The sequence below is a fragment of the Ferrimonas gelatinilytica genome, assembly GCF_039544205.1.
GTDB lineage: Bacteria > Pseudomonadota > Gammaproteobacteria > Enterobacterales > Shewanellaceae > Ferrimonas > Ferrimonas gelatinilytica.
Window position 1 is genome coordinate 89704 of the sequence record NZ_BAABLF010000014.1, and the last position, 24178, is coordinate 113881.

The 24178-nt window shown below is 57.2% G+C and carries 28 protein-coding genes; 17 read left to right on the top strand and 11 right to left on the bottom strand.

Features of this window, described 5'->3' with window-relative positions; translation table 11 throughout:
* The first annotated feature begins 346 nt into the window (after nt 1-346).
* Together radC (ABD997_RS11530) and ABD997_RS11535 are read left to right on the top strand one after the other, a co-directional pair.
* Nucleotides 347-823, top strand: a complete 477-nt coding sequence (gene radC / locus ABD997_RS11530) for a RadC family protein (protein WP_345317170.1) — start codon at nt 347-349, stop codon at nt 821-823.
* Between the two features lie 142 nt (nt 824-965).
* Nucleotides 966-1526: a tyrosine-type recombinase/integrase gene (locus ABD997_RS11535; protein WP_345317171.1), complete on the top strand. Its 561-nt coding sequence runs from the start codon at nt 966-968 to the stop codon at nt 1524-1526.
* Nucleotides 1527-1555: 29 nt separating this feature from the next.
* Here ABD997_RS11535 and ABD997_RS11540 read toward each other — a convergent pair whose 3' ends face one another.
* Entirely contained in the window at nt 1556-2206 is a 651-nt protein-coding gene (locus ABD997_RS11540; RefSeq protein ID WP_345317172.1) for an inovirus Gp2 family protein, read from the bottom strand.
* Nucleotides 2207-2645: 439 nt separating this feature from the next.
* Between ABD997_RS11540 and ABD997_RS11545 the strand changes: the two genes are divergently transcribed.
* On the top strand, nt 2646-3533 hold the full coding sequence (locus ABD997_RS11545; RefSeq protein WP_345317173.1) for a hypothetical protein: 888 nt from the start codon (nt 2646-2648) through the stop codon (nt 3531-3533).
* Nucleotides 3534-3568: 35 nt separating this feature from the next.
* Nucleotides 3569-4621, top strand: a complete 1053-nt coding sequence (locus tag ABD997_RS11550) for an HNH endonuclease (protein ID WP_345317174.1) — start codon at nt 3569-3571, stop codon at nt 4619-4621.
* A gap of 492 nt (nt 4622-5113) precedes the next feature.
* On the opposite strand, the gene ABD997_RS11555 is transcribed toward ABD997_RS11550, so the two are convergent.
* From ABD997_RS11555 to ABD997_RS11580, 6 genes are all read right to left on the bottom strand, one after another.
* Nucleotides 5114-6343: a tyrosine-type recombinase/integrase gene (locus ABD997_RS11555; RefSeq protein WP_345317175.1), complete on the bottom strand. Its 1230-nt coding sequence runs from the start codon at nt 6341-6343 to the stop codon at nt 5114-5116.
* A gap of 231 nt (nt 6344-6574) precedes the next feature.
* Complete coding sequence (locus ABD997_RS11560) at nt 6575-7435, bottom strand: YicC/YloC family endoribonuclease (RefSeq protein ID WP_345317176.1); 861 nt, start codon at nt 7433-7435, stop codon at nt 6575-6577.
* 107 nt (nt 7436-7542) lie between these two features.
* Entirely contained in the window at nt 7543-8193 is a 651-nt protein-coding gene (locus ABD997_RS11565; RefSeq protein ID WP_345317177.1) for a DUF799 domain-containing protein, read from the bottom strand.
* Nucleotide 8194: 1 nt separating this feature from the next.
* Nucleotides 8195-8560, bottom strand: coding sequence for a DUF4810 domain-containing protein (locus tag ABD997_RS11570; RefSeq protein WP_345317178.1), 366 nt, complete (start codon nt 8558-8560; stop codon nt 8195-8197).
* A 9-nt stretch (nt 8561-8569) separates the two neighbouring features.
* On the bottom strand, nt 8570-8869 hold the full coding sequence (locus ABD997_RS11575; RefSeq protein ID WP_345317179.1) for a PEGA domain-containing protein: 300 nt from the start codon (nt 8867-8869) through the stop codon (nt 8570-8572).
* Entirely contained in the window at nt 8869-9819 is a 951-nt protein-coding gene (locus ABD997_RS11580; protein ID WP_345317180.1) for a CsgG/HfaB family protein, read from the bottom strand. Before ABD997_RS11580 ends, ABD997_RS11575 begins: the two co-directional genes overlap by 1 nt.
* Nucleotides 9820-9985: 166 nt before the next feature.
* Between ABD997_RS11580 and rph the strand changes: the two genes are divergently transcribed.
* The 3 genes from rph (at nt 9986) to ABD997_RS11595 (ending at nt 12055) form a co-directional block, all read left to right on the top strand.
* Nucleotides 9986-10705, top strand: a complete 720-nt coding sequence (rph, locus tag ABD997_RS11585; RefSeq protein WP_345317181.1) for a ribonuclease PH — start codon at nt 9986-9988, stop codon at nt 10703-10705.
* A gap of 64 nt (nt 10706-10769) precedes the next feature.
* Complete coding sequence (pyrE, locus tag ABD997_RS11590) at nt 10770-11414, top strand: orotate phosphoribosyltransferase (RefSeq protein WP_345317182.1); 645 nt, start codon at nt 10770-10772, stop codon at nt 11412-11414.
* Between the two features lie 128 nt (nt 11415-11542).
* The gene (locus ABD997_RS11595; RefSeq protein WP_345317183.1) at nt 11543-12055 is read left to right on the top strand and encodes a DUF2059 domain-containing protein; all 513 of its coding nucleotides are present in this window, start codon (nt 11543-11545) and stop codon (nt 12053-12055) included.
* Between the two features lie 61 nt (nt 12056-12116).
* Here ABD997_RS11595 and slmA read toward each other — a convergent pair whose 3' ends face one another.
* Genes slmA through coaBC form a run of 3 tightly spaced genes read right to left on the bottom strand, consistent with a single transcriptional unit; the run spans nt 12117 to nt 14377 of the window.
* On the bottom strand, nt 12117-12710 hold the full coding sequence (gene slmA, locus ABD997_RS11600) for a nucleoid occlusion factor SlmA (RefSeq protein WP_345317184.1): 594 nt from the start codon (nt 12708-12710) through the stop codon (nt 12117-12119).
* Between the two features lie 13 nt (nt 12711-12723).
* On the bottom strand, nt 12724-13182 hold the full coding sequence (gene dut, locus ABD997_RS11605) for a dUTP diphosphatase (protein WP_345317185.1): 459 nt from the start codon (nt 13180-13182) through the stop codon (nt 12724-12726).
* Nucleotides 13166-14377: a bifunctional phosphopantothenoylcysteine decarboxylase/phosphopantothenate--cysteine ligase CoaBC gene (gene coaBC, locus ABD997_RS11610; protein ID WP_345317186.1), complete on the bottom strand. Its 1212-nt coding sequence runs from the start codon at nt 14375-14377 to the stop codon at nt 13166-13168. Before coaBC ends, dut begins: the two co-directional genes overlap by 17 nt.
* A gap of 81 nt (nt 14378-14458) precedes the next feature.
* Here coaBC and radC (ABD997_RS11615) point away from each other — a divergent pair, with 81 nt between their 5' ends.
* From radC (ABD997_RS11615) to mutM, 6 genes are all read left to right on the top strand, one after another.
* Nucleotides 14459-15133, top strand: a complete 675-nt coding sequence (gene radC / locus ABD997_RS11615) for a RadC family protein (RefSeq protein ID WP_345317275.1) — start codon at nt 14459-14461, stop codon at nt 15131-15133.
* Between the two features lie 132 nt (nt 15134-15265).
* Entirely contained in the window at nt 15266-15502 is a 237-nt protein-coding gene (gene rpmB / locus ABD997_RS11620) for a 50S ribosomal protein L28 (protein WP_345317187.1), read from the top strand.
* Between the two features lie 11 nt (nt 15503-15513).
* On the top strand, nt 15514-15684 hold the full coding sequence (gene rpmG / locus ABD997_RS11625) for a 50S ribosomal protein L33 (protein ID WP_028116431.1): 171 nt from the start codon (nt 15514-15516) through the stop codon (nt 15682-15684).
* A gap of 167 nt (nt 15685-15851) precedes the next feature.
* Nucleotides 15852-17330: a capsule assembly Wzi family protein gene (locus ABD997_RS11630; RefSeq protein ID WP_345317188.1), complete on the top strand. Its 1479-nt coding sequence runs from the start codon at nt 15852-15854 to the stop codon at nt 17328-17330.
* Entirely contained in the window at nt 17318-17863 is a 546-nt protein-coding gene (locus ABD997_RS11635) for a hypothetical protein (protein ID WP_345317189.1), read from the top strand. Before ABD997_RS11630 ends, ABD997_RS11635 begins: the two co-directional genes overlap by 13 nt.
* A gap of 44 nt (nt 17864-17907) precedes the next feature.
* Nucleotides 17908-18720 carry a bifunctional DNA-formamidopyrimidine glycosylase/DNA-(apurinic or apyrimidinic site) lyase gene (gene mutM / locus ABD997_RS11640; RefSeq protein WP_345317190.1) on the top strand — a complete coding sequence of 271 codons (813 nt, stop codon included), beginning with the start codon at nt 17908-17910 and terminating at the stop codon, nt 18718-18720.
* A 190-nt stretch (nt 18721-18910) separates the two neighbouring features.
* On the opposite strand, the gene coaD is transcribed toward mutM, so the two are convergent.
* Nucleotides 18911-19402 (bottom strand): pantetheine-phosphate adenylyltransferase, encoded by a 492-nt coding sequence (gene coaD / locus ABD997_RS11645; RefSeq protein ID WP_345317191.1) that lies wholly within the window; start codon nt 19400-19402, stop codon nt 18911-18913.
* Nucleotides 19403-19746: 344 nt separating this feature from the next.
* On the opposite strand from coaD, the gene pseB reads away from it, so the two are divergent.
* From pseB to pseG, 4 genes are read left to right on the top strand one after another with little or no spacing between them, the layout of a single operon-like run.
* Nucleotides 19747-20760 carry a UDP-N-acetylglucosamine 4,6-dehydratase (inverting) gene (gene pseB, locus ABD997_RS11650; RefSeq protein ID WP_345317192.1) on the top strand — a complete coding sequence of 338 codons (1014 nt, stop codon included), beginning with the start codon at nt 19747-19749 and terminating at the stop codon, nt 20758-20760.
* A 7-nt stretch (nt 20761-20767) separates the two neighbouring features.
* The gene (gene pseC / locus ABD997_RS11655; RefSeq protein ID WP_345317276.1) at nt 20768-21928 is read left to right on the top strand and encodes a UDP-4-amino-4,6-dideoxy-N-acetyl-beta-L-altrosamine transaminase; all 1161 of its coding nucleotides are present in this window, start codon (nt 20768-20770) and stop codon (nt 21926-21928) included.
* 1 nt (nt 21929) lies between these two features.
* Nucleotides 21930-22625 carry a pseudaminic acid cytidylyltransferase gene (pseF, locus tag ABD997_RS11660; RefSeq protein WP_345317193.1) on the top strand — a complete coding sequence of 232 codons (696 nt, stop codon included), beginning with the start codon at nt 21930-21932 and terminating at the stop codon, nt 22623-22625.
* Nucleotides 22622-24175: a UDP-2,4-diacetamido-2,4,6-trideoxy-beta-L-altropyranose hydrolase gene (pseG, locus tag ABD997_RS11665; protein ID WP_345317194.1), complete on the top strand. Its 1554-nt coding sequence runs from the start codon at nt 22622-22624 to the stop codon at nt 24173-24175. The genes pseF and pseG overlap by 4 nt, the downstream gene beginning before the upstream one ends.
* Nucleotides 24176-24178 lie beyond the last annotated feature (3 nt).

Sequence of the window (24178 nt, forward strand, 5' to 3'; positions counted from 1 at the left end):
AATTCGGTCCGTTTTCTGGCGATGTCGTACTTCTGAAAGTCCAGGAGGCGTTATGCCTTTCGCATTTGTTGCCGGCTTCGTGGTCGGTGTCGGGCTTTACCATGCGCTGAAGGAGGGAAGTGATGTTCTCCTTTCTGATCGCTAGGCCGATGGCTGAGTTGTTTGTTGCTGGTGTGGTTGCTGGCTACAACTGGGCCAAGAGCCAGGACGCCTGAGGCGTTTTAGGACGTGCACAGTGGACGTGAATAATCCAAGGCGGAGCAGATTGCTCCGCCTTTTTTATTCCTTTTGGTTTGCCAGGGTTGCAGCCAGCGCGGTTGCTGCCAGAGGCAAGAGGGAGCGCAACATGAGTGATGAACGCAAGACAGACTATGTCACCGAGGGCCCCATGACGGTGACTCAGGTACTGGAGAAAGCCGCCGATATTCTGGCGGATCGATTTGTAACGTCGGATGCCTACTGCAGCCCGGCCCGGACCAAGGCCTTTCTCAGCTTTAAGCTGGGCCGCTATGAGCGTGAGGTGTTTGCCCTGATGCTGCTGGATAACCAGAATCGCCTGATCCAGTTTGTCGAGCTGTTTCAGGGCACCATCGACGCGGCCAGCGTGTATCCCCGCGAGGTGGTTAAGGTGGTATTGCAGCACAACGCCGCCGGCGTGATCCTGGCTCACAACCATCCATCGGGTGAGGCCACCCCTTCGGAGGCCGATCGGACGATCACCCGCCGGTTGATTGAGGCGCTCGGCTTGATCGACGTCCGGGTACTGGATCACATCGTGGTGGGCAAGGACAGTGTCTCCTTTGCGGAGCGCGGCCTGCTCTGACGCCCTCATCGCAGGAATAGAGCGAAGTTCCCAATTTGCCCTTCTGGGTACTTGAGAACCCTTGCTCCATAAGCCTTTGCGAGGAGGTAGGGCTCTGAAGTACTCAAAATCCCCATTTCAATCGAAATAAGGAACCTGAGCCATGGCCGAAGTGCATGCCGTGAAGGAACCTGAAACCATTCAACTGGTTAGCCACCTCCTCAAGATCCGCCACAGCCAGCAGATGGCGGACGTGTGGGATCTGGGTCTGAACCTGGCGCTGCGGATCTCCGATCTATTGTCGATCACCTTCCGTGACATTGACGGTGATCGTCTGGTCCTGCGCGAGTCCAAGACCGGCAAGTTGGCCACCATCCACCTCAATCCGAAAGCGCAAAAGATCATCCAGCGGATCCGTGATGAGCATCCCCACCACCTCTATCTGTTCCAATCCTATCGCAATCAGCAGTCACGCCACCGAACCCCCAGGCCCATCACCCGTCGGGCAGTCGGCAAGGCATTTGAGTTGGTGGGGGAGGAGCTCAAGATCGCGTTGGGCACTCACTCGATGCGCAAGACGCGCGGTTACCACCTCTATCAGGCCACTAACGACATTGCGCGAGTGATGCAGATGCTGAGACACCGCTCTGCCGGAGTCACCTTGCGTTATATCGGCGTGACTCAGGATGAGATCGACCGCGACTTTCGTGAGTTGGTGCTGTGACAATAAGGCGGGCATTTGCCCGCCTTGTTTTAATGTTGACTGCAGCCGAAGTTTCGAAAACCGGTGCCGTAGATCTTACTTTTTTTCTTGGCTAAATAGCTGGCCCGATAGAACAGTTCATTGAAGGACTGCTGGAACTCCTCCGAGGAAGAGTTTCGGTTGAGATAGTAAAGAGGATTATCTGGAAAGTGAACTAAGGTAGCAAACTCCATGGGATCGACTCGTAAGGCGCTGCACCAGGCATGGATGATCCGTGTGGCCATGCAAACATTATTCAAGTCTCGGTAATCACCTAAGGTGAAGTAGGCATCGTTATTGAAAAGCAGCAAGGTGTGGTAATGGGTCTTGTGTTCTCTATTCTGCTCACGGGCCCAGACGTATCGGACCTTACAAGGATAGATCCGTTTCCCGGCATTCTTTTTTTTACTGAGATCGGCTTGGATTTTTGCGTTGAGGGATGCCATGAAGCGGGATATGACACTTGGATCCGTATCCGCGAAGTGATCCGGTGTGTCCTGCTCCATGGGATCCATATTCTGCGTATCTCCGGGTAAGCGAAGATCTACGCGTAATGCTAAGGTCCTCGGGTAGTCATTAACGGAGTGATGGATGGTTTGATGAATACGTTCGAGATATCTTTGGTCGAGTGGTCCATGACTGTTGATGGTATGCGATGGCATGATTCTTCTCCTAAGTATGGTGTGTTCATAGGAGTGCATTGCCATTATTTTTTTACTTCATGTCGCTTACTTCCTACATCAAGCCTTATTGGGCTTGAGTGATTATCTAACATTCAATTTAGGGATCTATTAGCTATCCATATTACCTAACCGACATCGCCGATGGCGGTGATGTTCGGCTGCAGCGAACAGTAGAGAGCATGTAGGTCAGTGTGGCCTGAGGGATTGGTTCATTGAGTCACTCTGGAGTTATCTTGCTATGAGGGCATCCCATGCGGCAATTTACCGACATTTGATTGAATTTAGGTTATGTTGATGTAACGATGTTTACTAGGTGGCGCACGACGAGGGAGATACGTTGTGGGGACGCAAAATGATACGGGCAGGTTACGCAGTAACCATGCCTTTGAGGTTTCCGAGTAGATGGAGTATGTGCGTCATGGCTATTCATGATCAATATATAATAAGCCACTCACTGCGAGAGTGTAAATTTTATTTGCGTTACATTAAAAAGGAGTTTGGTGACGCATTAACATGGAAAACCAATCCTGCAGAAATGTGTATTGAAATAAATTCAATCTTAGACAGAAAGATTAATGATTTCAATCAAAAGGTTGCTTTTGCCAATAGAATGAAATCAGCCTGCCAACACGATCTTATCTCATCTGATAGATTTTCTTGGATTAAAAGTGATCGGCGAGCTTGCTTTTGGGTTTGGGGTTGGTTGATTAATTCAACCCCTACCAAGCTTGGTTATAGCCACTTAGAACGACCCAATCACAATGATATTGACTTTGGCTATATGAAGGGAGAGGCGCGAAGCCATTCTATCAGGTATGAAGCAATTGTTAATTTTTTTGATGAATGGAATGTAATAAGGTCATGGAAAGATGATTTATTGTCTCGTTTAGCTGAAGAATGGGCTCAAATACTTAGAAAGACAAAAACATTTTCTTGGCTTGACGAAAAAAATGAAGAACAAATATGGTGGGCTTGGAAGCATATTGTTGACTCGCCGGTTAAAAGCGACTATTTAGCGCCTATGGATAACGCTGAAAGATATTTGTCAATATGTACCGCTTTTGACTTATGGGAGGCAGAGCGTGATAGTAAAGATTTGTTTCTTCATAGGTTTAATAAAGCTTGGCACCAAAAAAAACATCGCGACAATCGTGTTGGAAAGAAATCTCTTAACACTTATGTTTCAGAGGATGTGAAGAACAAGTTAGAAACTCTTGCGTTAGAGCGAGGGCAGAAACTCCACCAGGTCATAGAGTCCTTAATCAATAATGAATATCAGGCAACACGAACCAAGCTTTATGTTTAAATCCAATTTATTATAAAAAGCAATAAGAGATCATTATGGAAAAAAAGTTAGCACGGATCTGCTGGAACACTTTTGACTGGCAGCGTCCATCGGGCCCCAAGGGTAAAAGTCTGGACCGCAATTGCTTTGAGTATCAGCGTGGTTATGGGCACGAAGAGTGGCTAAAAGACACCAGTAAGCTGATCGATGGCTACAAATACTCATTTTTGCAGCCGGTGAATACTAGCAAGAAGCGTCATGCGGGGCAGAGCTACGCGGTCTGGTTATACACCATGGAGGGTAAGCAAAAGTCTCTGGTTGGTTGCATTAAGAAGGTTGATTGCCTGACTGCTGAGGAGGCGCAACGCGGTGCGGAGCAGCATCAGCAGAATGGCTGGTTTGAAGAGATGCGGGAGCAGCTCACTGAACAGGACATCGATACTCGCTATCTGATAGAGGATGAACCTCTTCATAACTTCAACATCAAGTTTAAGCCGCAGGATCTTGAATGGTTTGATGAGCCCATTAACATTACGATGCAGTACGGCAACAACCGCTACGTGCTGCTGAATGTCAGCGATGCCGAATTTAAACAAACGCTGCTGCTGGAAGATGATTTAGCTTTCGACCTGAACGAGCTCATCGAAGATAGTGATCTGTCAGCTTCTGAGCGTGAAAGCCAAGTGATGGCACGTATCGGACAGGGTAAATTCCGAAAGGATGTTATCAATCTTTGGGGTGGTGAGAAGTGTGCCGTTACCTTAGTTAACGTCAAAGAGATGTTGATTGCATCGCACATCAAGGCATGGAAAAACTGCGAAACCAAAGAAGAGCGCCTAGACGGTGCCAACGGGATTCTGCTTTGTGCCCATTTGGATAAGCTGTTCGACTATCACCTAATCACCTTCTTACCGGAGAAGAGTCACTACGCTCTGACTGCTTCTGAGGCACTGGATATTAAGCAGTTGAAAGGCATGGGCGTTGAGGAGGGAACTGAGCTGAGCACCACTCACCTCGATAGAGGTGCACTAAAGCGCTTCGAAGGTTATATGGCTCACCATAACGCAGAGTTTGAGCGCAAACAAAACGAGTATCGTAATAGCCTCTGAGTTGAAGTGAGCGATGACCAGCTTGAGATGCTTGTCAACGGAAGGGGCTGTTTGACTCTTATAGTTCAAGTCCATACTCATCAAGCAGCTCTGTGCTGTTTGATGGGTTTATGGTTAAGCAGAGCACTTCCCCTCCAACGAAGCCATGACGATGCCGAAAGCTTTGCTCACTGATTACCTTTGCGACATACCGATACCCGCTGTCCACTCTTCGAATGACGTAAAAGGGATATTTGGTCAAGTCCACCAGCCTAGTGAGTGTAGCCCCCTCCATCTGAACATCGCCCTGTTTGGGTTGGTCCTGATTTGGCTTAATCGTGTTTTAGGGATTGCACTGACATTTCGATAAATCTCAGGCATGAAGACTGAATTGAGATCCAGCGCTATGAGGCCATGTACTTGCAGTGGTTGTGGCAACGTATCCGGCTCGGTAATCCACCCGACTTGGCAGTCACCCTGGGCAAAGTGAGTAACGATCCGATCAAGTTTGAATTATTTGACTTCATTTGTTGTTACTAAGGCATTGATGGTATTCGCTACCAATGTTAGAGCTTCTCGCCGCTCTTCAAGATAGTCGTGTTGGTCATACACGCCCTCGATGCCTCTAAGCTTGTGGTTGAGGCATCGTTCTGCCACATGTGGTGCCACACCTTCTGCAGCCAGTAAGCTACGGCAGGTTCGGCGAAGGTCGTGCACTGTGAAGGGCTCAAGTTCACCCATTCGGTTTGGTGGCTGTTTTTTCTTTCCTGGCTCCTGCCCAAACAGCTTGGCGATGGCGCGGTTCAGCGTGTCTTTTCCCATATGCGGGTTCTTTGCACTTCGTCTACTTGGAAACACGTAGTCGGAACCACAGGCTCGGATCTGCAGCTCTTGCAGCCAGTCGATTGCTGGCGGCGGCAAGGGAATGGTGATTGCACTGCCCGTCTTACTGCGATCCTCCGGCAGCCTCCATAGTGCTTCACCCAAGTCGAACTCCTCCCACTTGGCCTCGGTGAGCTCGGTTTTTCGGACACCAAGTGTGACCAACAGGGCACAGGCGAGATAGTTGTCGCGTGTAAAGCTGGTTGAGTGCTCTTTGAATACTTTGAATGCCTGATCGAGCTCATCAAGGGTCAGCGCCCGTGTGCGGCTTTTTTCCAAGCCGCCAGCATCATCAACTTTGAAAGCTGCTGCTGGGTTGTGCATCAGCAGGTGTAGTTTAAGGGCGTGGTTGAAAAGCTGCTTAAGGTACATCAGCGTGTCATTGGCGATGCTGGGCCTACCAGTGTCAGCAACGGCTCGAATGATGTTGCGGATCTCTAACGGCGTAACCTTATCGAGTGGATATTGCCCGATACTAGGTTGGATCTCTTTGGTGTAGATCCGTTTGGGTATGGTCGGGTGCTTAAGCCTTTTCTCTAAATCTTGATACCAGTCAATGAAGAGATCGTCGACGGTTCGGAAGACCACTTGTTTCTCAGCGTTTCGCATGGTGATGGGGTCCTCACCTTGCAGTATCTTTTGTTTGAGTTGTGCTGCTTGCGCGCGGGCGTCGGCCAGAGAGAGGTTAGCCTGCTTGCCGATGGTCATGGAACGACGCTTGCCGAACAGGGTGTAGCGCAACATCCAGTAGGGTAGGCCGCTTTGGGGTACCATCAGGTACAAACCTTCTCCATCACCATATCGACCTGGCCTCCCTGCCTTGACGATCGACTGCGCACCCTTAGCGCTTAACTTGCCCATACATCATCCCTCGCTGCTCTCGGTAGTCCTGTTTTAGCAGGATTTGAACGGTGTGGGTAGTGAATGTGTATTTGAGGGCGAAAAGCGGGTAGGCATCCAAAGTCACTACCCGATTTACTACCCAAAACGGCATGGCTTTAACTGCACTTTGATAGATTTCACTAGACGACTAAAGTAAAAAAAGCCCTGTAAAAACAGGGCTTGGTAAGCATTGGTGAATCCGGATAGAACTTATTCGATGTTTTGGATCTGTTCCCGCATCTGTTCGATCAGCACCTTCAGCTCGACGGCAGCGGCAGTGATGTCGCTGTTAATCGACTTCGAGGCCAGGGTGTTCGATTCGCGGTTGAACTCCTGCATCATGAAGTCAAGACGTCGGCCGCAGGCGCCGCCTTTTTTCAACACTTTGCGCGTCTCTGCCACATGGGCGTCGAGGCGGTCCAACTCCTCTGCCACGTCCAGTTTCTGCGCCATAAGCACCATCTCCTGCTCCAGCCGGGCCGGATCCAGGTCGCCTTGGATCTCTGCCAGTCGGTCGCCCAGTCGTTGCCGCTGCCACGCCATCACTTCCGGCATCCGTGCCCGCACGAACGCGGCCTGCTCGGTGATGGCATCGAGGCGTTGCTCGATCAGGCTCGCCATCGCCTTACCCTCGGAGGCGCGGGCGGCAAGGAAATCGCTCACTACATCGTCGAATTTACGCAGCAGATCCTGGCTGATCTGATCCATGTCCTGTTCGCTGGACTCCAATACCCCGGGCCACTTGAGCAGATCCACCAGCTGGATCTGACCGATCCCCGCCAAGGTGTGCAGGCGCTGGGCCTGACCGATCAACTGCTGGGCCAGGGCCTCGTTCATGGTGACGGTGTCCGCTTTCTGGGCCAGGTCGAAGCGCAGGCTGACCTCCACTTTGCCGCGGGCAAGGCGCTTGCGCAGACGCTCGCGCAACACCGGCTCCAGGCCACGAAACTGCTCGGGCAGCCTCAGGTAGGTTTCCAGGTAGCGCTGGTTGACGGAACGGATCTCCCAGGAGGCGCTGCCCCAGTCGGCTTTGAGATCACCGCGGCCATAGGCGGTCATGGAGTGAATCATGGGTCAATAACTCTGTGGGTTGGTGGCTGCGACAAGTATACCGAGTCACCTTCTGGCTTTACAGGGCGGAAAAAAGCCCGCGCATGCGGGCTTGTTCGAAAGCCAGGTTAGTTGCTGGCGGTCTGCTTGGGCAGGTAAGGCCCGGCCGGAATGGCGCTGTAGGCACCGTACAGCACCTGATAGTTGGCCTGCCGGGCGAGCGGCATGTAGTTCGGTGAGGCGCGCTCCATGGCAGCGACGATCGCTCCGGCAATGAGATCCGCCAGCGGGTTGCCACTGGAACCGCCGTCCGGAGTGTAGGTGACCTGCTTGACGGTGTGCCACAGGGTTTCCCCGGTGTGGGCGCTTTTGATGGTGTACTCCAACTCGACGACCGTGGTGGTCGACAGGACGACGTACTGGGAGTCCCACTTGTTGATGGTGACGTAGAGCACGGTGTCGGTACCAAACATTTTGCCCAACTGGGTGGGCGCCAGCTGGTGCATCTCTTTGGGCTCGCTGATCCCCTCCGCACTCATCACGGTTTTCACCGTGTTCACCGGGAAAACGTAATAGCCCTTTTCACCTAGGGGTTTTGAGATGGTGGCAAGGAAATAACCTGGTGCATCGACCTCCACGGAGAGGTTGACCGGTGGCAGAACCAGGATGGAGCGGGGGGCTGCCGCAACGAAGGCGCTGGTATCCATAGGCTCAGGCGGGGTGACACAGCCGGCCAGGAGCAGCAGGGTCAGGGGCAGTATACGTTTAAGCCATCGCATCTTAATTGACCTCCTGTGTCGTGGGGAGTCGACGCTGGAGATTGCTGATCAGCGCCTCCATTAATACCTGGCTTTCCGGCCACTGCTGCTGTTCCTTCTGGTACCAAAATATCGCCTGCTCGATCTTGCCCGCGTGCAGGTAAGCGGTGCCAAGCTCCGCATAGAGGCCTGGCGCAATCACCTTGCCTTGGTAGTTGACCACCTCCGTCAACTGGGTGATGTAGGCTTCCAACTCTTCCGGGGCGCGTTGTTGCTCGTAGACGGCGTCCTCGTACTCGCCCCAGTGGTAGAGTCCACTTTGACTGGCACAGCCGCTGAGCGCACCGAGCAGGGCCGCTGCCAGTGCCAGCTTTCCATGTTTGTGCATCGGATCTCCTTACTGAATGCGGACGGTTTTGGTGACATCACCGTCGATATAAAGGGTTTCGGTGTAGATGACCTGGCCGTCACGGAGGATAGTCAGTTGATGGGTGCCGGCGCTGACCGGAATGGCGAGAGGGGTCCTGCCGGTGTACTGTCCCAGCGCCCCCAGGGCACGGTCATTGAGCTGGACCTGGTCCTCCTTCTCGCCCCCCTGCAGAAGCAGCCTGGCTTTATCGGGTTCGGCGATGATCCGCTCGGAGGGGGCGCAAGCGCTCAGCAGCAGAGCAAATAGAATCCAGATGGGTGCTTTCATTAGATCTTCTCTCCGCTGGTGATGACCAACTGGTCGATGGTGTGCGCGTCCAGTGAGCCGGTGAGCAGGGTTGCGACGCTGCCTTCGTTGGTTTCGTTGTCACCGAAGTTGGTGACGATCTTAATGCGGGCCACCTCCTTGCCGGGCAGCCTGATGGCGAAGCCGGTTTGTGCGGACGTCACCTCGCGGCCCTGGGTTTGAACCACCAGCTCCTGTCCGGGCAGGATGCCCTGGTGCTTGCCACCAGAGATGAAGATCTGCCCCTCCTGGATATCGAGAATGTGGGTTTCCCAGGGACGGTCCATCAGTTTGCCCACCAGGCCGCTCATCACCTCACTGAGGGCGGCGTTAATGGCGCGATCATTGAGTGTCGCGTCGTACTCGGCCCGGCTGCCAAAGCCCATCACCGAAGCCGACTCGAGGGTTGCTTCGGCACTGCCTGAGGTAGTGAAAAAGATGTGGCCGGTTTTGACGTCCACCAGGCGCAGCTCCACCTTGGCGTGGGCCGTCTGCGCTTTGGTGCTGGAGAGGAAGCCGCGCTCTCCGGTGGTTTTACGGCCGAACTCGGTCAAGGACCCGATGATCAGCGCATCCACGCCCACTAACTGGTTTGCCTGCCCGGTGAGGGCTTGTTCGGCCTGGATCTTGTTGAGATCCGGCCGCTCGAATACCAAAAAGCGACCGCTCTGGGACAACTTGGCCGCCAGCATGTCGGCCACCTGTTTGCCCAGGGGATCGCCCTGATTGTCGTACAGCAGCGAGCGACCGTAGTTGGTTTCGTTGGTGACGCGACCGATGGCGATCTTGCGTTTCAAGGTCGGGGCTGATGGGAGGATAATTTCCGGTGCCTGTACCTCCGGCACTTCGGCGGTTTTCAGCTCCCGCTCCGGGGTGGCACAGCCTGCCGTTATCAGGCCGGCCAAGGCCACTAAGGTCAATTTTCTCAACATCTTATTGCTCTCCATGCAAATAATCCCAGACTAGGAGAATCCGCATTGGATAACAATTGGCCAATCTCTTACAGGGGTTGGCAGCAGCTTCGGCCAGCGGGGTTAAACATGAATCCCCAAGGTTGCTATAATCGCCGCCACTTCCCGCCACTATAGGTAGATCTTCATGCGTTCCAACGGCAGAACCGCGGCCCAGCCGCGTCCGGTATCCATCACCCGAAACTTCACCGCCCACGCCGAGGGCTCCGTGCTGATCGCCTTCGGTCATACCCAGGTGATCTGCACCGCCAGTGTGGAGGAGGGCGTACCTCGCTTCCTGCGGGGCCAGGGGCAGGGCTGGATCACCGCCGAGTACGGCATGCTGCCGCGGGCGACCCACAGCCGGAACAACCGGGAGGCGGCGCGGGGTAAGCAGAGCGGTCGGACCCAGGAGATCCAGCGTTTGATCGGCCGCAGCCTGCGTGCGGCGGTGGATCTGAAAGCCCTGGGTGAGCACACCATCACCATCGACTGCGATGTGATCCAGGCGGACGGTGGTACCCGCACCGCAGCCATTACCGGTGCCTGTGTGGCGCTGATGGACGCCATCGACCACCTCAAGGCTAAGGGCAAGCTGAAGATCAGCCCGCTCAAGCAGCCCATTGCCGCGGTCTCCGTCGGCATCGTCAAGGGCCAGCCGGTGTGTGACCTCGACTACAGCGAGGACTCCACCGCCGAGACCGACATGAACGTGGTGATGGGGGAGGATGGCCGCATCATCGAGGTACAGGGGACCGCGGAGGGCGAACCCTTCTCATTCGATGAGATGAACGCCATGATGGCGCTGGCCAAAGATGGCATCGCGGCCCTGATCGCGGCGCAGAAAGACGCTTACAACCAGAACTGAAACACCAGAAGCGGCTTTGCCGCTTCTGCTTTATTAAGCCCCAGGCAGAGAGATTGGAGAGACCGTGAAAGCCTACCAGAAAGCCTTTATCGAATTTGCCCTCGAACGTAATGTCCTGCGCTTCGGTGAGTTCACCCTGAAATCCGGCCGCACCAGCCCCTACTTCTTCAACGCGGGTCTGTTTAACCGAGGCAGTGACTTGGCCAAACTGGGCCGATTCTACGCTGCTGCCCTGATGGATGCCGGCATCGATTTCGACCTGCTGTTCGGCCCCGCGTACAAGGGGATCCCGATTGCCACCACCACCGCGGTTGCCCTGGCCGACCACCATGACCGCGACCTGCCCTACTGCTTTAACCGAAAGGAAGCCAAGGATCACGGCGAAGGGGGCAACCTGGTGGGTTCCGAGCTTCGGGGCCGAGTGATGTTGGTGGACGATGTGATCACCGCCGGCACCGCCATCCGCGAGTCGATGACCATCATCCAGGCCAACGGCGCCGAGCTGGCCGGGGTGCTGATCGCCCTGGATCGTCAGGAGAAGGGTCAGGGCGAACTGTCCGCCATCCAGGAGGTTGAGCGCGATTTCGGCTGCGCCGTGGTGTCGATCATCACCCTGAAGGACCTGATCACCTACCTGGCGCAGCAGGAGGGTCGCGAGGCCGAGCTGGCCGCGGTGAGCGCCTATCGCGAGCAGTACGGCATCGCTTAAGGTTTTTTAGTGCAAAAGGCGCCTTGATGGCGCCTTTTTACTTTTTGTGCTCCGGGTGCTTCGGGATCAGCCCTAAGGCTGGTAGGTTGAATATTTTAGTGTTTGCAACAAGGGATTAGGGTCTAACGATGGAATGGTATAAGCAGGCCATGGTTGCCGCAGCATTACTGCTGGGTAGCCTGCAGGCACAGGCACAGGCACAGGCACAGGCACAGGCACAGGCACAGGCACAGGCACAGCATGAGCGCTATGAGGCAGCAGAACAGCTACTGGAGGTGATGAACATGGCGGAAGCCATGCAGTTGACCATCGAGCAGATGATGCAGGTAGAGATGCAGCAAAACCCCGCCATGATGCCTTATCGTCATGTGTTTAAGACCTTCTTTGACGAGCACCTGAGCTACGAGCGGCTCAAGGATGATTTCGTCGAGATTTACGCCGAGGCTTTTACCAGCGATGAGCTTCGGGCTCTGAGCGAGTTCTACCAGACGCCGGTGGGCCGTAAGAGCATCGATATGATGCCGCAGCTGACCAGCCAGGGCGCGCAGTTGGGGATGCTCCGGGTGCAGGAAAACCTGGAGGAGCTGGGGCAGATGATCCAAGCGGAAGCAGAGCGCTTGAGCCAACTTCAGGGCGAGTGAACCGGCAGATCGACGCAAACAAAAAGGGCGCCCGGAAGGCGCCTTTTTTGCTCTGTAGGATTCAGCTTTGCAGCAGCTGCTGGCGGATAAAGGCCCACTGTTCGGAGAAGCTGTCGGTGGGCAGCTGCTTAAAGTCACTGCGGACAAACTGGGCGATGCGCCCTTCGGCCCAGGCCAGCAGCAGGTTGGCCAGCATCCCCTCCTCAAGATAGAAGCCCTGACCTTCACGCAGGCTCTTCTCTCGCAACGCCTGCTTGATCTGGGTTTCGATCTTGCCAAACAGCTGGTTGATCCGCTCCCGCAGTCGCTCCTGTTCGCCAATCAGGGCGTCACCGGTCAGCAACCGGGTGATCCCCGGGTTGCGCTCGGCAAAGGTAAGCAGCAGCTGCAGGACCAACTGGCAGCGGTTCATGGTGTCTTTCTCTTCCATCATGATCAGGTTGATACGGGACAGCAGGGAGTCCTCGATAAACTCGATCAGCCCTTCGAACATCCGGGCTTTGGAGGGAAAGTGGCGATACAGAGCTGCCTCGGAAACCCCCACCTCGGCCGCCAGGGCCTTGGTCGTGATCCGCTGACCGGGGCAGGTTTCCAGCATTTTGGCCAGGCATTCAAGAATATGCTGGCGGCGATTTTTCTTATGATTGGCAGCCATGGGATCTCCGTATTTATCGGGTGCCGGAGTGGCCAAAACCACCGTCGCCGCGATCGGAACTGTCAAAAGCCTCAACGTGCTTGAAGGCTGCCTGTACCACCGGCAGGAACACCAGCTGGGCGATACGCTCACCGGGTTCCATGGTGAAGGACTGGTTGCCGCGGTTCCAGCAGGAGACAAACAGTTGCCCCTGGTAGTCCGAGTCGATCAAACCGACCAGGTTGCCAAGCACAATGCCTTTTTTATGTCCGAGACCGGAGCGGGGCAGGATGGTGGCGGCCAGGCCGGCATCACCGATGTGGATCGCCATGCCGGTGGGGATCAGCTCGGTCTGCCCCGGCTCAAGGGTCAGCGGGGTGTCCAGCATGGCACGCAGATCCATGCCGGCGGAGCCGGGGGTGGCGTAATCCGGCAGCGGCCACTCGGTGCCGAGGCGGGGGTCCAGGATCTTCAGTTCAATCGGTGTTTTCATCGGTTGGCAATCGCTTGGCAATAGTCATTAACAGTTGGCGGGCCTGATCGGCCTTAGCGCTGTGGCCCAGGCTCAGTGCGCCATCTTTCCAATAAAGGGTCAGAGCGTTGCCGTCGGCATTGAAGCCTTGTCCCGGTTGCGAGACATCGTTGGCGGCGATCAGATCCAGATTTTTGCGGGCCAGTTTGTCGCGGGCGTATTGTTCCACATTGTGGGTTTCCGCAGCAAATCCAACGGTATAGGGTCGATTATTGGCACTGGCAACCGTGGCCAGGATATCCGGATTTCGCACCAGTTCGATCTGCATCCTGTCCCGGGATTTCTTGATTTTGCCCTCGGCAATGCTGACCGCACGGTAATCCGCCACCGCGGCACAGCCGATGAAGATGTCCTGGCCCGGCAGCGCTGCCAGCACCGCCTCCAGCATCTGCTGCGCGGACTCCACCGGGATGCGCTGGACGCCGGCCGGTGCCGAGAGGGAGACCGGGCCACTGACCAGGGTTACCTCTGCGCCCAACTGGCGGGCCTGTTCGGCCAGGGCATAGCCCATCTTGCCGGAGCTGTGGTTGGAGATGTAGCGCACCGGATCCAGTGCCTCACGGGTCGGACCGGCGGTGATCAGGACCCGCCTGCCGGCCAGGGGGCCGTCGGCTGGGCTCTGGTAGTGTTGCTGCCAGTAGGCGGTGATCGCTTCCGGTTCCGGCAGACGGCCCGGGCCCACTTCCCCGCAGGCCTGCTCGCCGGCATCGGGGCCGAATAGGTCGACGCCCCGTGCCGCCAGGGTCCTGAGGTTGGCCTGGGTGGCGGGGTGCTGGTACATCACGGTATTCATTGCGGGGCAGAGCAAGACCGGCGCCTGGGTGGCCAATACTGCAGTGGTGAGCAGGTCGTCGGCCATTCCCTGGGCCAGCCGGGCGATGAGGTTGGCACTGGCAGGGGCGATCAGCACCAGGTCAGCCCAGCGCGCGAGTTCGATATGCCCCATGGCTGATTCGGTGGCTGGGTCGAGTAGGTCCTGCGCCACCGGGTGGCCGGAGACCGCCTGCAGGCTCATCTCGGTGACGAAAGCGCCGGCACCCTGGGTCATTACCACCCGGACTTCGGCGCCCTGTTCACGCAGTCGGCGCACCAGGTTGGGGGTTTTGTAGGCGGCGATACCACCGCTTACACCAAGAAGAATTTTGACTGGGGTCATGACCTTGCCTTGCTCCGGATTCTGCGGCCTAAGATAACACAGAGCGCCGTAAGGCTGGCAGCAACGGAAGGATAAGCGATGATGCCCATTAACCAATGGCCCAGTGCGGAACGCCCCCGAGAAAGGTTGCTGGCGCAAGGTGCGGCGGCGCTGAGTGATGCGGAACTGCTGGCGATCTTTCTGCGCACCGGGGTATCGGGCTGCAGCGCGGTGGAGCTGGCCCGACAACTGCTGCAGCAGTTTGGCGGTTTGTCGGCCCTGCTGGCGGCCAATAAGCAGGAATTTTGCGCAATTCGTGGTCTTGGTGAGGCAAAGTTCGTACAATTGCAGGCCACCATGGAGCTAGCCCGTCGGCACCTGGCCTCTGCGCTGCAGCGAGAATCCTGCATGAATTCGCCGCAAGCGGTGCGTGATTATCTGCGCAGTCATCTGCAAGGCTTGGAAGAAGAACGATTTTTATTGTTGTTGCTGGACAGTCAGCACCGGGTGATCAGCCTGGAAGCTTTGGCGCGTGGCACCATTGATGCCGCCGCTGTCTATCCCCGTGAAGTGGTTAAAGTGGCACTGTCGGCCAATGCGGCGGCGGTGATCCTGGCTCATAACCACCCGTCGGGGATTGCCGAACCGAGTCAAGCCGACCGACACATTACCGGGCGCATCCAGCAGGCCTTGGCCTTGGTGGATATCCCCGTACTGGATCATCTGGTGGTGGGCAGCGGAGAGAGTTGCTCATTCGCCGAACGCGGTTGGTTGTGATCAAATTTAGGGTTGCTACGACGATGGCTTGATCTTTGCGTAGTGATCTTGTATAAAATGCGCCCTTCGTGTGTCCTCGGGCGACGGCCATACGAGGCACAATGATGCTCGAGCTAAGATTTGGAGACTGAAATGTCTAAAGTATGTCAAGTTACCGGTAAGCGTCCGGTAACTGGGAACAACGTTTCCCACGCAAAAAACCACACCAAGCGTCGTTTTCTGCCTAACCTGCACACCCATCGTTTCTGGGTAGAAGGTGAAAAGCGCTTCGTTAAACTGCGTGTATCCACCAAGGGTATGCGTATCATCGACAAGAAAGGCATCGAAGTGGTTCTGCAAGAACTGCGTGCCCGTGGCGAAAAGGTTTAAGGAGTTAAACGATGGCTAAGAAAGGTATTCGTGAGAAGATCCGTCTGGTGTCCTCTGCTGGCACTGGCCACTTCTACACCACCGACAAAAACAAGCGTGAAATGCCGGAAAAGTTCGAGATCAAAAAGTTTGATCCGACCATCCGCAAGCACGTTCTGTACAAAGAAGCCAAGATCAAGTAATTGCTCTGGTGCTTCTGAAAAGCCCGGCCTATTGGCCGGGCTTTTTTTATGTTTACTGTGGCGGCATTCAAGGCAGGCGATGACGGTTTGGTGGCCCTTAGCAAGCACTGGTATCATCGCGCCATCTTGCTGATTGGAAGCTCTTTTTACTGATTGGGATCGTTAACTTGCGAACACTTCTGCTCTCCTCCCTGACTGGCGTGGCGCTGGCGACGATGGCTGCGCAAGCCGCATCGCCCTATATCTCGCTGCAGGACAGTTACCTCAATGGCCGTATCGATCAGCTGGTGGTACTGACCGACATGCCGACCATGCGCAAGCCCTACAACGTCAAACAGGTGCGTCACCACCTGGAACTGATCAAGGACTCGGTCCCCGGTTTGTACCTGGAGATCGATCGTCGCCTGTATCGTTATGAGCGCGAACTGGCGATCACCTATGCCGAGGTGGGGCTGGCAGCGGCCGACAATCCGCAGCAGGGGCATATCCTGCCCAATGCCCGGGGCGAGCGGCTCGACTCCAACTACCGGGCCACGGTTAACCTGCATTACCAGCCCCTGGACTGGCTGGTGTTGTCGGCGGGGGGACTGGCGCTGGACTCGGCCGGTGGTAAAACCCAGCCGGACAGTGACAGCGATCTGATCCCGATCGGCAGCTACCTGAGTATCGGCTCCGATAAGCTGCAGCTGGACGTCGGTTATCGCGAACACTGGTTGTCTCCCTTTGCCGAATCGGCCCAGCTGATGTCGACCAACGCCCGGCCCTCGTTCTCGGTCGGGCTGAGCAACCCGCTGCCGTTCGAGAAAGCCTGGAACCTGCATTATGAGGTCTACGTCAGCCGGCTGGAGCACCACGACAACATTGTCTACGGCGATGAGCTGGAATCGGGGCGGCCGGCGCTGCTGGGTTTCCAGACCAGTTTCAGCCCGGTGGAGGGCTGGACCATCGCCCTCAACCGCACCATGCAGTTTGGTGGCGGTTCGAGGGAGGTGACCCTGCGCAGCATCTGGAACGCGTTCTGGGATCCGGCTGCCAATGACAACAGCGCCAAGATCGATTGTGATGGCCCTGCCAACACCTGTGAGTCGGGCAACCAGCAAGCTTCCATCAGCAGCCGGATCAACTTCGGCGGCCCGGTTCCCTTCGCGGTGCTGATGGAGTACGCCGGTGAGGATACCGGCAGCCACTCCAACCTGCAGCTGAGCAACATCGCCATGTCGGTCGGGATCCATGTGCCCTTCCTGCCGGACTGGCTCGGTGGCCCGGACTGGTCGTTGCAATACGAAACCACCGAGTGGCAGCACGCCTGGTTTACCCATTACATCTATCGTGATGGCTATACCAACGATGGCATTGTCATGGGCCATTGGGGCGCCAACAACCGGCAGTTTAACGACAGTCGGCGCGGGGCGCAGAACCACATGATCAAGCTGGGTTGGCAGCGGGCCAGTGAGCAGCGGTACGAGTTGACCTACCGGATGACTGACAACAAGTCGCCGGCCGGGATCGAATACCGCACCGGGCATGAGCTCGACCTGCGTTACTTTGGCCGGCTGTGGGGCCAGCAGTTGGGTTACCGCCTGTACGGTGGCCGGACGGTGTTTGCGGACAATTTCTTTCGGGGTGAGTTGATATGGCAGTGGTAAGGCAATGGGTGATGGCGATGGCGTTAAGCAGTGGCGTCGCGGTACCGGTTTGGGCCAGTGCCGAGCCGCAGTTCTACGTCGGTGCCGGTGGTTCGTTGTTCAGCCGCATCAACAACGGCAACTCGGTCAATGACAGTTTCACCGAAACCAGCCTGCGTCCCAACCTGCAGCTGGGAGTGATGCGCCCGATCAGCGAGCGCTGGAGTTTGGGCACTGGTGTCGAGCTGGTGGTGGAGGACCTGCTGGACTGGAGCGATTCCACCAACCTGCTGATGTGGCGCATCGGCGAGCTGGGCTACCAGATCTCCGACCGTTGGGCCCTGAGTTTCTATGGCGGTGCCGGCCGCTTTTACCGCAACAACTTCGGATACGGTTACGGCGCCGGGGGCGGGATCTACTACCAGCTGGGCACCCACTGGCTGCTGGGCGGCGAGTTCAACTACGTGTTGACTCGCACCAGTTACCCCAATGACACCCCCTATGAAAAAGAGCACCTGGGCTGGGGCAGCGTGGTGTTCAAGTACCGGTTCTGAGACCATGGGGCAAACTGCGCGTGGCTAAAGCTTAGGAGGAGAGGGTGCCGGAATTACCTGAAGTGGAAGTGACCCGTCAGGGCATCGCACCGCACCTGGAGGGGCAGCGGGTGGTGTCGGTGGTGGTACGCCAGCCACGACTGCGCTGGCCGGTGGACCCGCAGATCCAGCAGTTGGCGGGCCAACGGATCGAGCGGGTCTGGCGCCGCGCCAAGTACCTGCTGCTGGAGAGCCAGGCCGGGGTGTTGATCCTCCACCTGGGCATGTCAGGCAGCTTGCGGGTACTCAATCCGGCGCCCGCTGCCGGCAAGCATGACCATCTGGACCTGGTCCTGAACAGTGGCGCGGTGCTGCGGCTCAATGATCCCCGCCGTTTTGGCGCCGCCATCTGGTGGCAGCTGCCGCTGGAGGCGCAACCGCTGCTCAACCAGTTGGGTCCGGAGCCGCTGACCCTGGGTTTCAACCCCGACCAGCTCGCTGATGCCCTGCGGGGCAAGCGCAGTGCCATCAAAACGGCGCTGATGGATAACAAGGTGGTGGTGGGGGTGGGAAACATCTACGCCAACGAAGCGCTGTTTGCCGCCGGGATCCGGCCCACTGCGGTCGCCGGCAGCCTCGGTCGACCTCGTCTCGAGCGGCTGGTGACCGAAGTGAAGCGGGTGCTGGCGGCGGCCATCGAGCAGGGAGGCACCACTTTGAAAGACTTTACCCAGGCCGACGGCAAGCCCGGCTACTTTGTCCAGCAGCTGCATGTCTACGGACGGGGCGGCCAGCCCTGCCACCAGTGTGGCGGTGAGCTGAAGGAGATTAAGCTGGGCCAGCGGGCCACGGTGTACTGCGGCCGCTGTCAGCGCTGAATCACTGTTCCGAATTGTGCTGCGCCTTCCCTTTCGTGAAGGCAACCTGATGCAGTCGAGCACCTAGCTCTTAGGAACTAGGATCTAGGCTCTGGTTCCTAAGAGCCGGATCAAAGCCCGAGGCTTCTGGGCTTACAGGAAAGTGGAGCCTCTTTAGGTTCAGCTGGTTAGGCCAAGGGGCAGTGGCGCCTTACGCCGGGGATTTACCCAGCTTGCGCAGCAGCGGTTTGACCACAGCGGCGGGGATGAAGCCGCTGACATCGCCATCGTGCAGTGCCACCTCCTTGACCAGTGAGGAGGAGATGAAGGAGTTCTCCTCCGCCGGGGTCAGAAATACGCTCTCCAGCTCCGGGTGCAGGCGCCGGTTCATGTTGGCCAGCTGAAACTCGTACTCGAAATCCGATACCGCGCGTAACCCCCGCACCAGTACCAACGCCTGGTACTGCTTGGCGAAGTCCACCAGCAAACCGGAAAAGCCGACCACTTCGACGTTGTCCAGCTTGGCGGTGATCTGCCGGATCAGCGCCACCCGCTCCTCCAGGTTGAACAGGGGCTGTTTACTGGGGCTGGCGGCAACGCCGACGATCACCCGGTCGAACATCCGGCTGGCGCGCTTGATCAGGTCCAGATGGCCGTTGGTGATGGGGTCAAAAGTGCCGGGATAGATGGCGGTTTGTGTCATTGTGCTGAGTCCGAATTCGGGCGGTTAGGGGAAGTTTATCGAGATAGGCCGGCGGCGCCTAGCATGATGCAGTGAAGATACTTTTCGTACCCCGTATGGGGTTGTTTATCTGTTTCGTTCGGCCTGATCCTGTTGGCAGTTTCTTCGTAGTCTGTCGAGTCAAGATCATACCTGATACAATTGCCCAGATGGCCCGCCAGGGCCACCCTGCGCGGCATTTTGCGTATCACTGGAGCCTGTGTTTTGAGGCTCGATGGTACCCAAATCAAGTGATGCCCAGTTTAACGGTCGCTTTACTTGGCATCGTTTTACCGTGACGGCAGGTTAAACAGTTTGGAGTACAGATGCTGAACCAAAAATCCATCCTTATCACCGGTGGAACCGGCTCCTTTGGGAAAAAGTTCATCGAAACCATTTTAGCCCGCTATCCACAGGTGAAGAAGATCATCATCTTCTCTCGGGATGAACTGAAACAGTTTGAGCTGAGGCAAAAGTATCCTGCTAAAGAGTTTCCGATGCTGCGCTTCTTTATTGGCGACGTGCGCGACCGGGAGCGGATGATCCAGGCCTGCGAAGGGGTGGATGTGATCATTCATGCCGCGGCCATCAAGCAGGTGGATACCGCCGAGTACAACCCCACCGAGTGCATCCGTACCAACGTGGATGGCGCGGAAAACGTTATCCATGCAGCGCTGCAGTGTGGGGTTAAGGATGTCGTCGCACTGTCGACCGACAAGGCCTGTGCCCCCATCAACCTTTACGGTGCCACCAAGTTAGCGTCGGACAAGTTGTTCACGGCCGCCAACAACATCAAAGGGTCCAAAGATATCCGTTTCTCGGTTGTGCGCTATGGCAACGTGATGGGTTCGCGTGGCTCAGTGATCCCCTTCTTCCTCAACAAGCGGGAAGAGGGCGTGCTGCCCATTACCCACGAGGAGATGACCCGCTTTAACATCTCTTTGCAGGATGGTGTGAACTTGGTGATGTTCGCCCTGGGCCACCACCTAGGTGGCGAGATCTTCATCCCCAAGATCCCCTCATACAAGATCACCGATGTGGCTGAGGCCGTGGCACCCGAGGCCAAGACTCGCATCGTTGGGATCCGTCCGGGAGAGAAGCTGCATGAAGAGATGATCACCGATACTGACTCCCTGAATACCATTGATCTGGGCGCGTATTACGCCATTCTGCCCTCGGTGTCGTTCACCTACACGGAGCAGGAGTACCTGGATCACCACAAGGCCAGCAAGGTGCCCTTCGGCTTTAAATACAACTCGGGTACCAACACTGAGTGGGAAACCGTTGAGAGCTTGCGTGACCTGATCCGCGAGCACGTCGATCCGAATTTTGAAGCGTGAGGCGGCGGTGATCCCTTACGGCAAACAAGAGATCACTCAGGACGACATTGATGCGGTGGTGTCGGTCCTGAAATCCGATTTTCTGACCCAGGGGCCGCAGGTGCCGGCCTTTGAACGGACCCTGACTGACTTTACCGGCGCCAAACACGCCCTGGCCGTCAACAGTGCCACTTCGGCGCTGCACATTGCCTGCTTGGCCCTGGGGTTGGGTGAGGGTGACTGGCTCTGGACCACGCCGGTGACCTTTGTCGCCTCCGCAAACTGCGGTTTGTACTGCGGTGCACAAGTGGACTTTGTGGACATTGACCCGCGCACCTACAACCTCTGTCCCGAGGCCCTGGCCACGAAACTGGCCGAGGCCGACGCCGCAGGCCGCCTGCCCAAGGTGCTGGTGGCCGTGCATCTGTGCGGTCAGGCCTGTGATATGGCTGCCATCCACCGCCTGTGTCAGCGTTATGGCATCAAAGTGATCGAGGATGCCTCCCACGCCATCGGTGGCCGTTACCAGGGCCAGCCCATCGGTGACGGTCGTTACAGCGACATCACGGTATTCAGCTTTCACCCGGTGAAGATCGTGACCACGGCAGAAGGCGGCGCGGCCTTGACCAATGACGACGAACTGGCGGCTAAAATGGCGCTCTATCGCAGTCATGGTATCACCCGCGACGAAGCCCTGATGACCGAGCCCTCCCACGGTGGCTGGTACTATCAGCAGGTCGATCTCGGTTATAACTACCGGATGACCGAACTGCAGGCGGCGCTGGGGGTGAGCCAGATGGCCCGCCTGACCGATTTTGTCTCTGCGCGCCATGCCCTGGCCCGCCGTTACGACGCGCTGCTGGCGGGACTGCCTGTGGTGGTGCCCTACCAGCATCCGGACAGCTACTCCGGCCTTCACCTCTATGTGATTCGCCTGAAGCTGGACGCCATTTCCTGCTCTCACGCCGAGGTGTTTGCCCAGTTGCGGGAACAGGGGATCGGCGTGAACTTGCATTACATCCCGGTTCATACCCAGCCTCATTACCGGGCCATGGGCTTTAACAACGGCGACTTTCCGCACGCGGAGCAGTACTACGCAGAGGCGATCTCGCTGCCGATGTTCCATACCATGACCGAAGCGCAACAGGTCACCGTGGTGGCCACATTGCGTGACATCCTGGGAGCCTGAGATGCGTCTCGCGGTCATTCCTGCCCGAGGTGGCAGCAAGCGGATCCCTCGGAAAAACATCAAGCCGTTTCACGGTAAACCGATGATCGCCTGGTCCATCGAAGCGGCTCGCACGTCGGGCTGCTTCGACCGCATCATCGTCAGTACGGACGACGCTGAGATCGCCGATGTCGCCCGCCAGTACGGTGCCGATGTGCCCTTTGTGCGCCCGTCGGAGCTGTCGGATGATTACGCCACCACGGTGGATGTGATCCGTCATGCGGTGAACTGGTGTTCGGAGCAGGGCGAGGAAGCGACGTTGGTGTGTTGTCTCTACGCCACCGCTCCCTTTGTCCAGGCGCAAGACCTGCGTCGCGGGCTAACGCTGATGGCACAGTCCGATTGCCAGTATGCTTTTACTGCGACCAGCTTTCCTTTCCCGATCCAGCGGGCCCTGAAGGTCAATGAGGCCGGTGAGGTTGCTATGTTCCAGCCGGAGCACCTGCTCACTCGTTCGCAGGATCTGGAAGAGGCCTATCACGACGCTGGCCAGTTCTACTGGGGCCACGCCGATGCCTGGCAACAGGGAGTGCCATTGTTTGGCCGGGCTTCCCGCCTGATCCTGCTGCCTCGTCATCGGGTGCAGGACATCGATACGCCGGAAGACTGGGTTCGGGCGGAGCGGTTGTTTCAACTGATGCTGGAGCGTGAAGCGTGACAAGGACGGCCGTGTTCCGGGTGGATGCTTCCTCTCAGATGGGGACGGGGCACGTTTACCGTTGCCTTACCCTGGCTAAGGCCCTTCAGGCAGCGGGCTACCGCTGCCATTTTGTTTGTCGGGAACTGCCGGGTCACCTGGCTGCCATCATTGCTGCGCAGCAGTATGAAATAACACTACTGCCGGCCCAGCTGGTGTCCTTTGACCCGACAGAGCGGCAGCCCTACCAGCAGTGGTTGGGTGCCCCCTGGCACACCGATGCCGACCAGACCGTCACCGTGATCCAACGTTCTCTGGGCGGCTCGGTCGATCTGCTGGTGGTGGACCACTATGGCCTGGACGCTCGCTGGCATCAGGAGCTGCGGCCTGCGACAAAGCGGATCCTGGTGCTGGATGATCTGGCGGATCGTCCGCTGGATGCGGATTGGGTGCTGGATCAGACCCATGGTCGCTTGCCGTCGGACTACCAACCCCGGCTCTTGCGGGCCGATACACAAATCCTGGCGGGCGCCAAGTATGCCCTGCTGCGGCCAGAGTTTGCGCAGTTACGTGCTGCCGCACTGCGTCGTCGGCAGGCGGCGGTAGAGACGCCCAGGTTGCTGATCACCCTGGGCGGGGCCGACCCGGATAACCTCAGTGCCCGGTTGTTGGTGTCTTTGGCCCAAGTCTTCGACCACGCAGCCCTGAGCGTGGACCTGGTGATCGGTGCGAGCAACCCGCACAGCGAGACTCTGCGTCAGAGTGTGGCGATGATGCCGTTTGAGACCCGGCTGCACGTGGCGACACCGAGGATGGCCGAACTGATGGTGGAAGCGGATCTGGCCATTGGCGCCGCCGGCACCACCAGTTGGGAGCGTTGTGTCCTGGGATTGCCCACCCTGACTTTGTGTTTGGCAGAGAATCAGCGCGAGGTGCTGGCAAACCTGGCGGACGCTGGCGCGATCCAGACACTGCCGATTGAGGCCGTATCCTCGCCGCAGATGCTGCAGCACGCGATTGTCGAGGGCCTGGCCCATCGAGAAACGCTGACCGCAGCTGCCGCACGGATTACCGATGGTCTCGGCATTAAGCGGGTGATGATGGCGCTGTTGGAGGAGCCGATCCGGGATGGCCGTCCCCTGAGGGTGAGATTGGCACAGGCGGAAGATTGCCAGATCCTCTTTGAGTGGCAATGTGCCCCCCGGACCCGGATGTTTGCCCGCAATCCCCAAGTTCCCTCCTGGGAAGGGCACCAGGCCTGGTACCGTAACAAGTTGGCGGATCCGGCAGCGCTGTTAGCGTTTATGGTGCTGGGGGAGACGCCGGTCGGCATGCTGCGCCTGGACCCGGTTGCGAGTACTCAGTATGACGAGATCTCCGTACTGGTCTCACCCGAACACTATCGTCTTGGCATCGCCGAGGCGGGACTGAAGTTGTTGCGTCGACTGTATCCGGAGCGCCATCTGTTGGCGACCGTACTGGCCGACAATCAGGCTTCCCACGGGCTGTTTCAACGATTGGGTTATGAGCCCATCAGCCCCGAACAGTATCGACTTTTACCTCAGGACTGAATT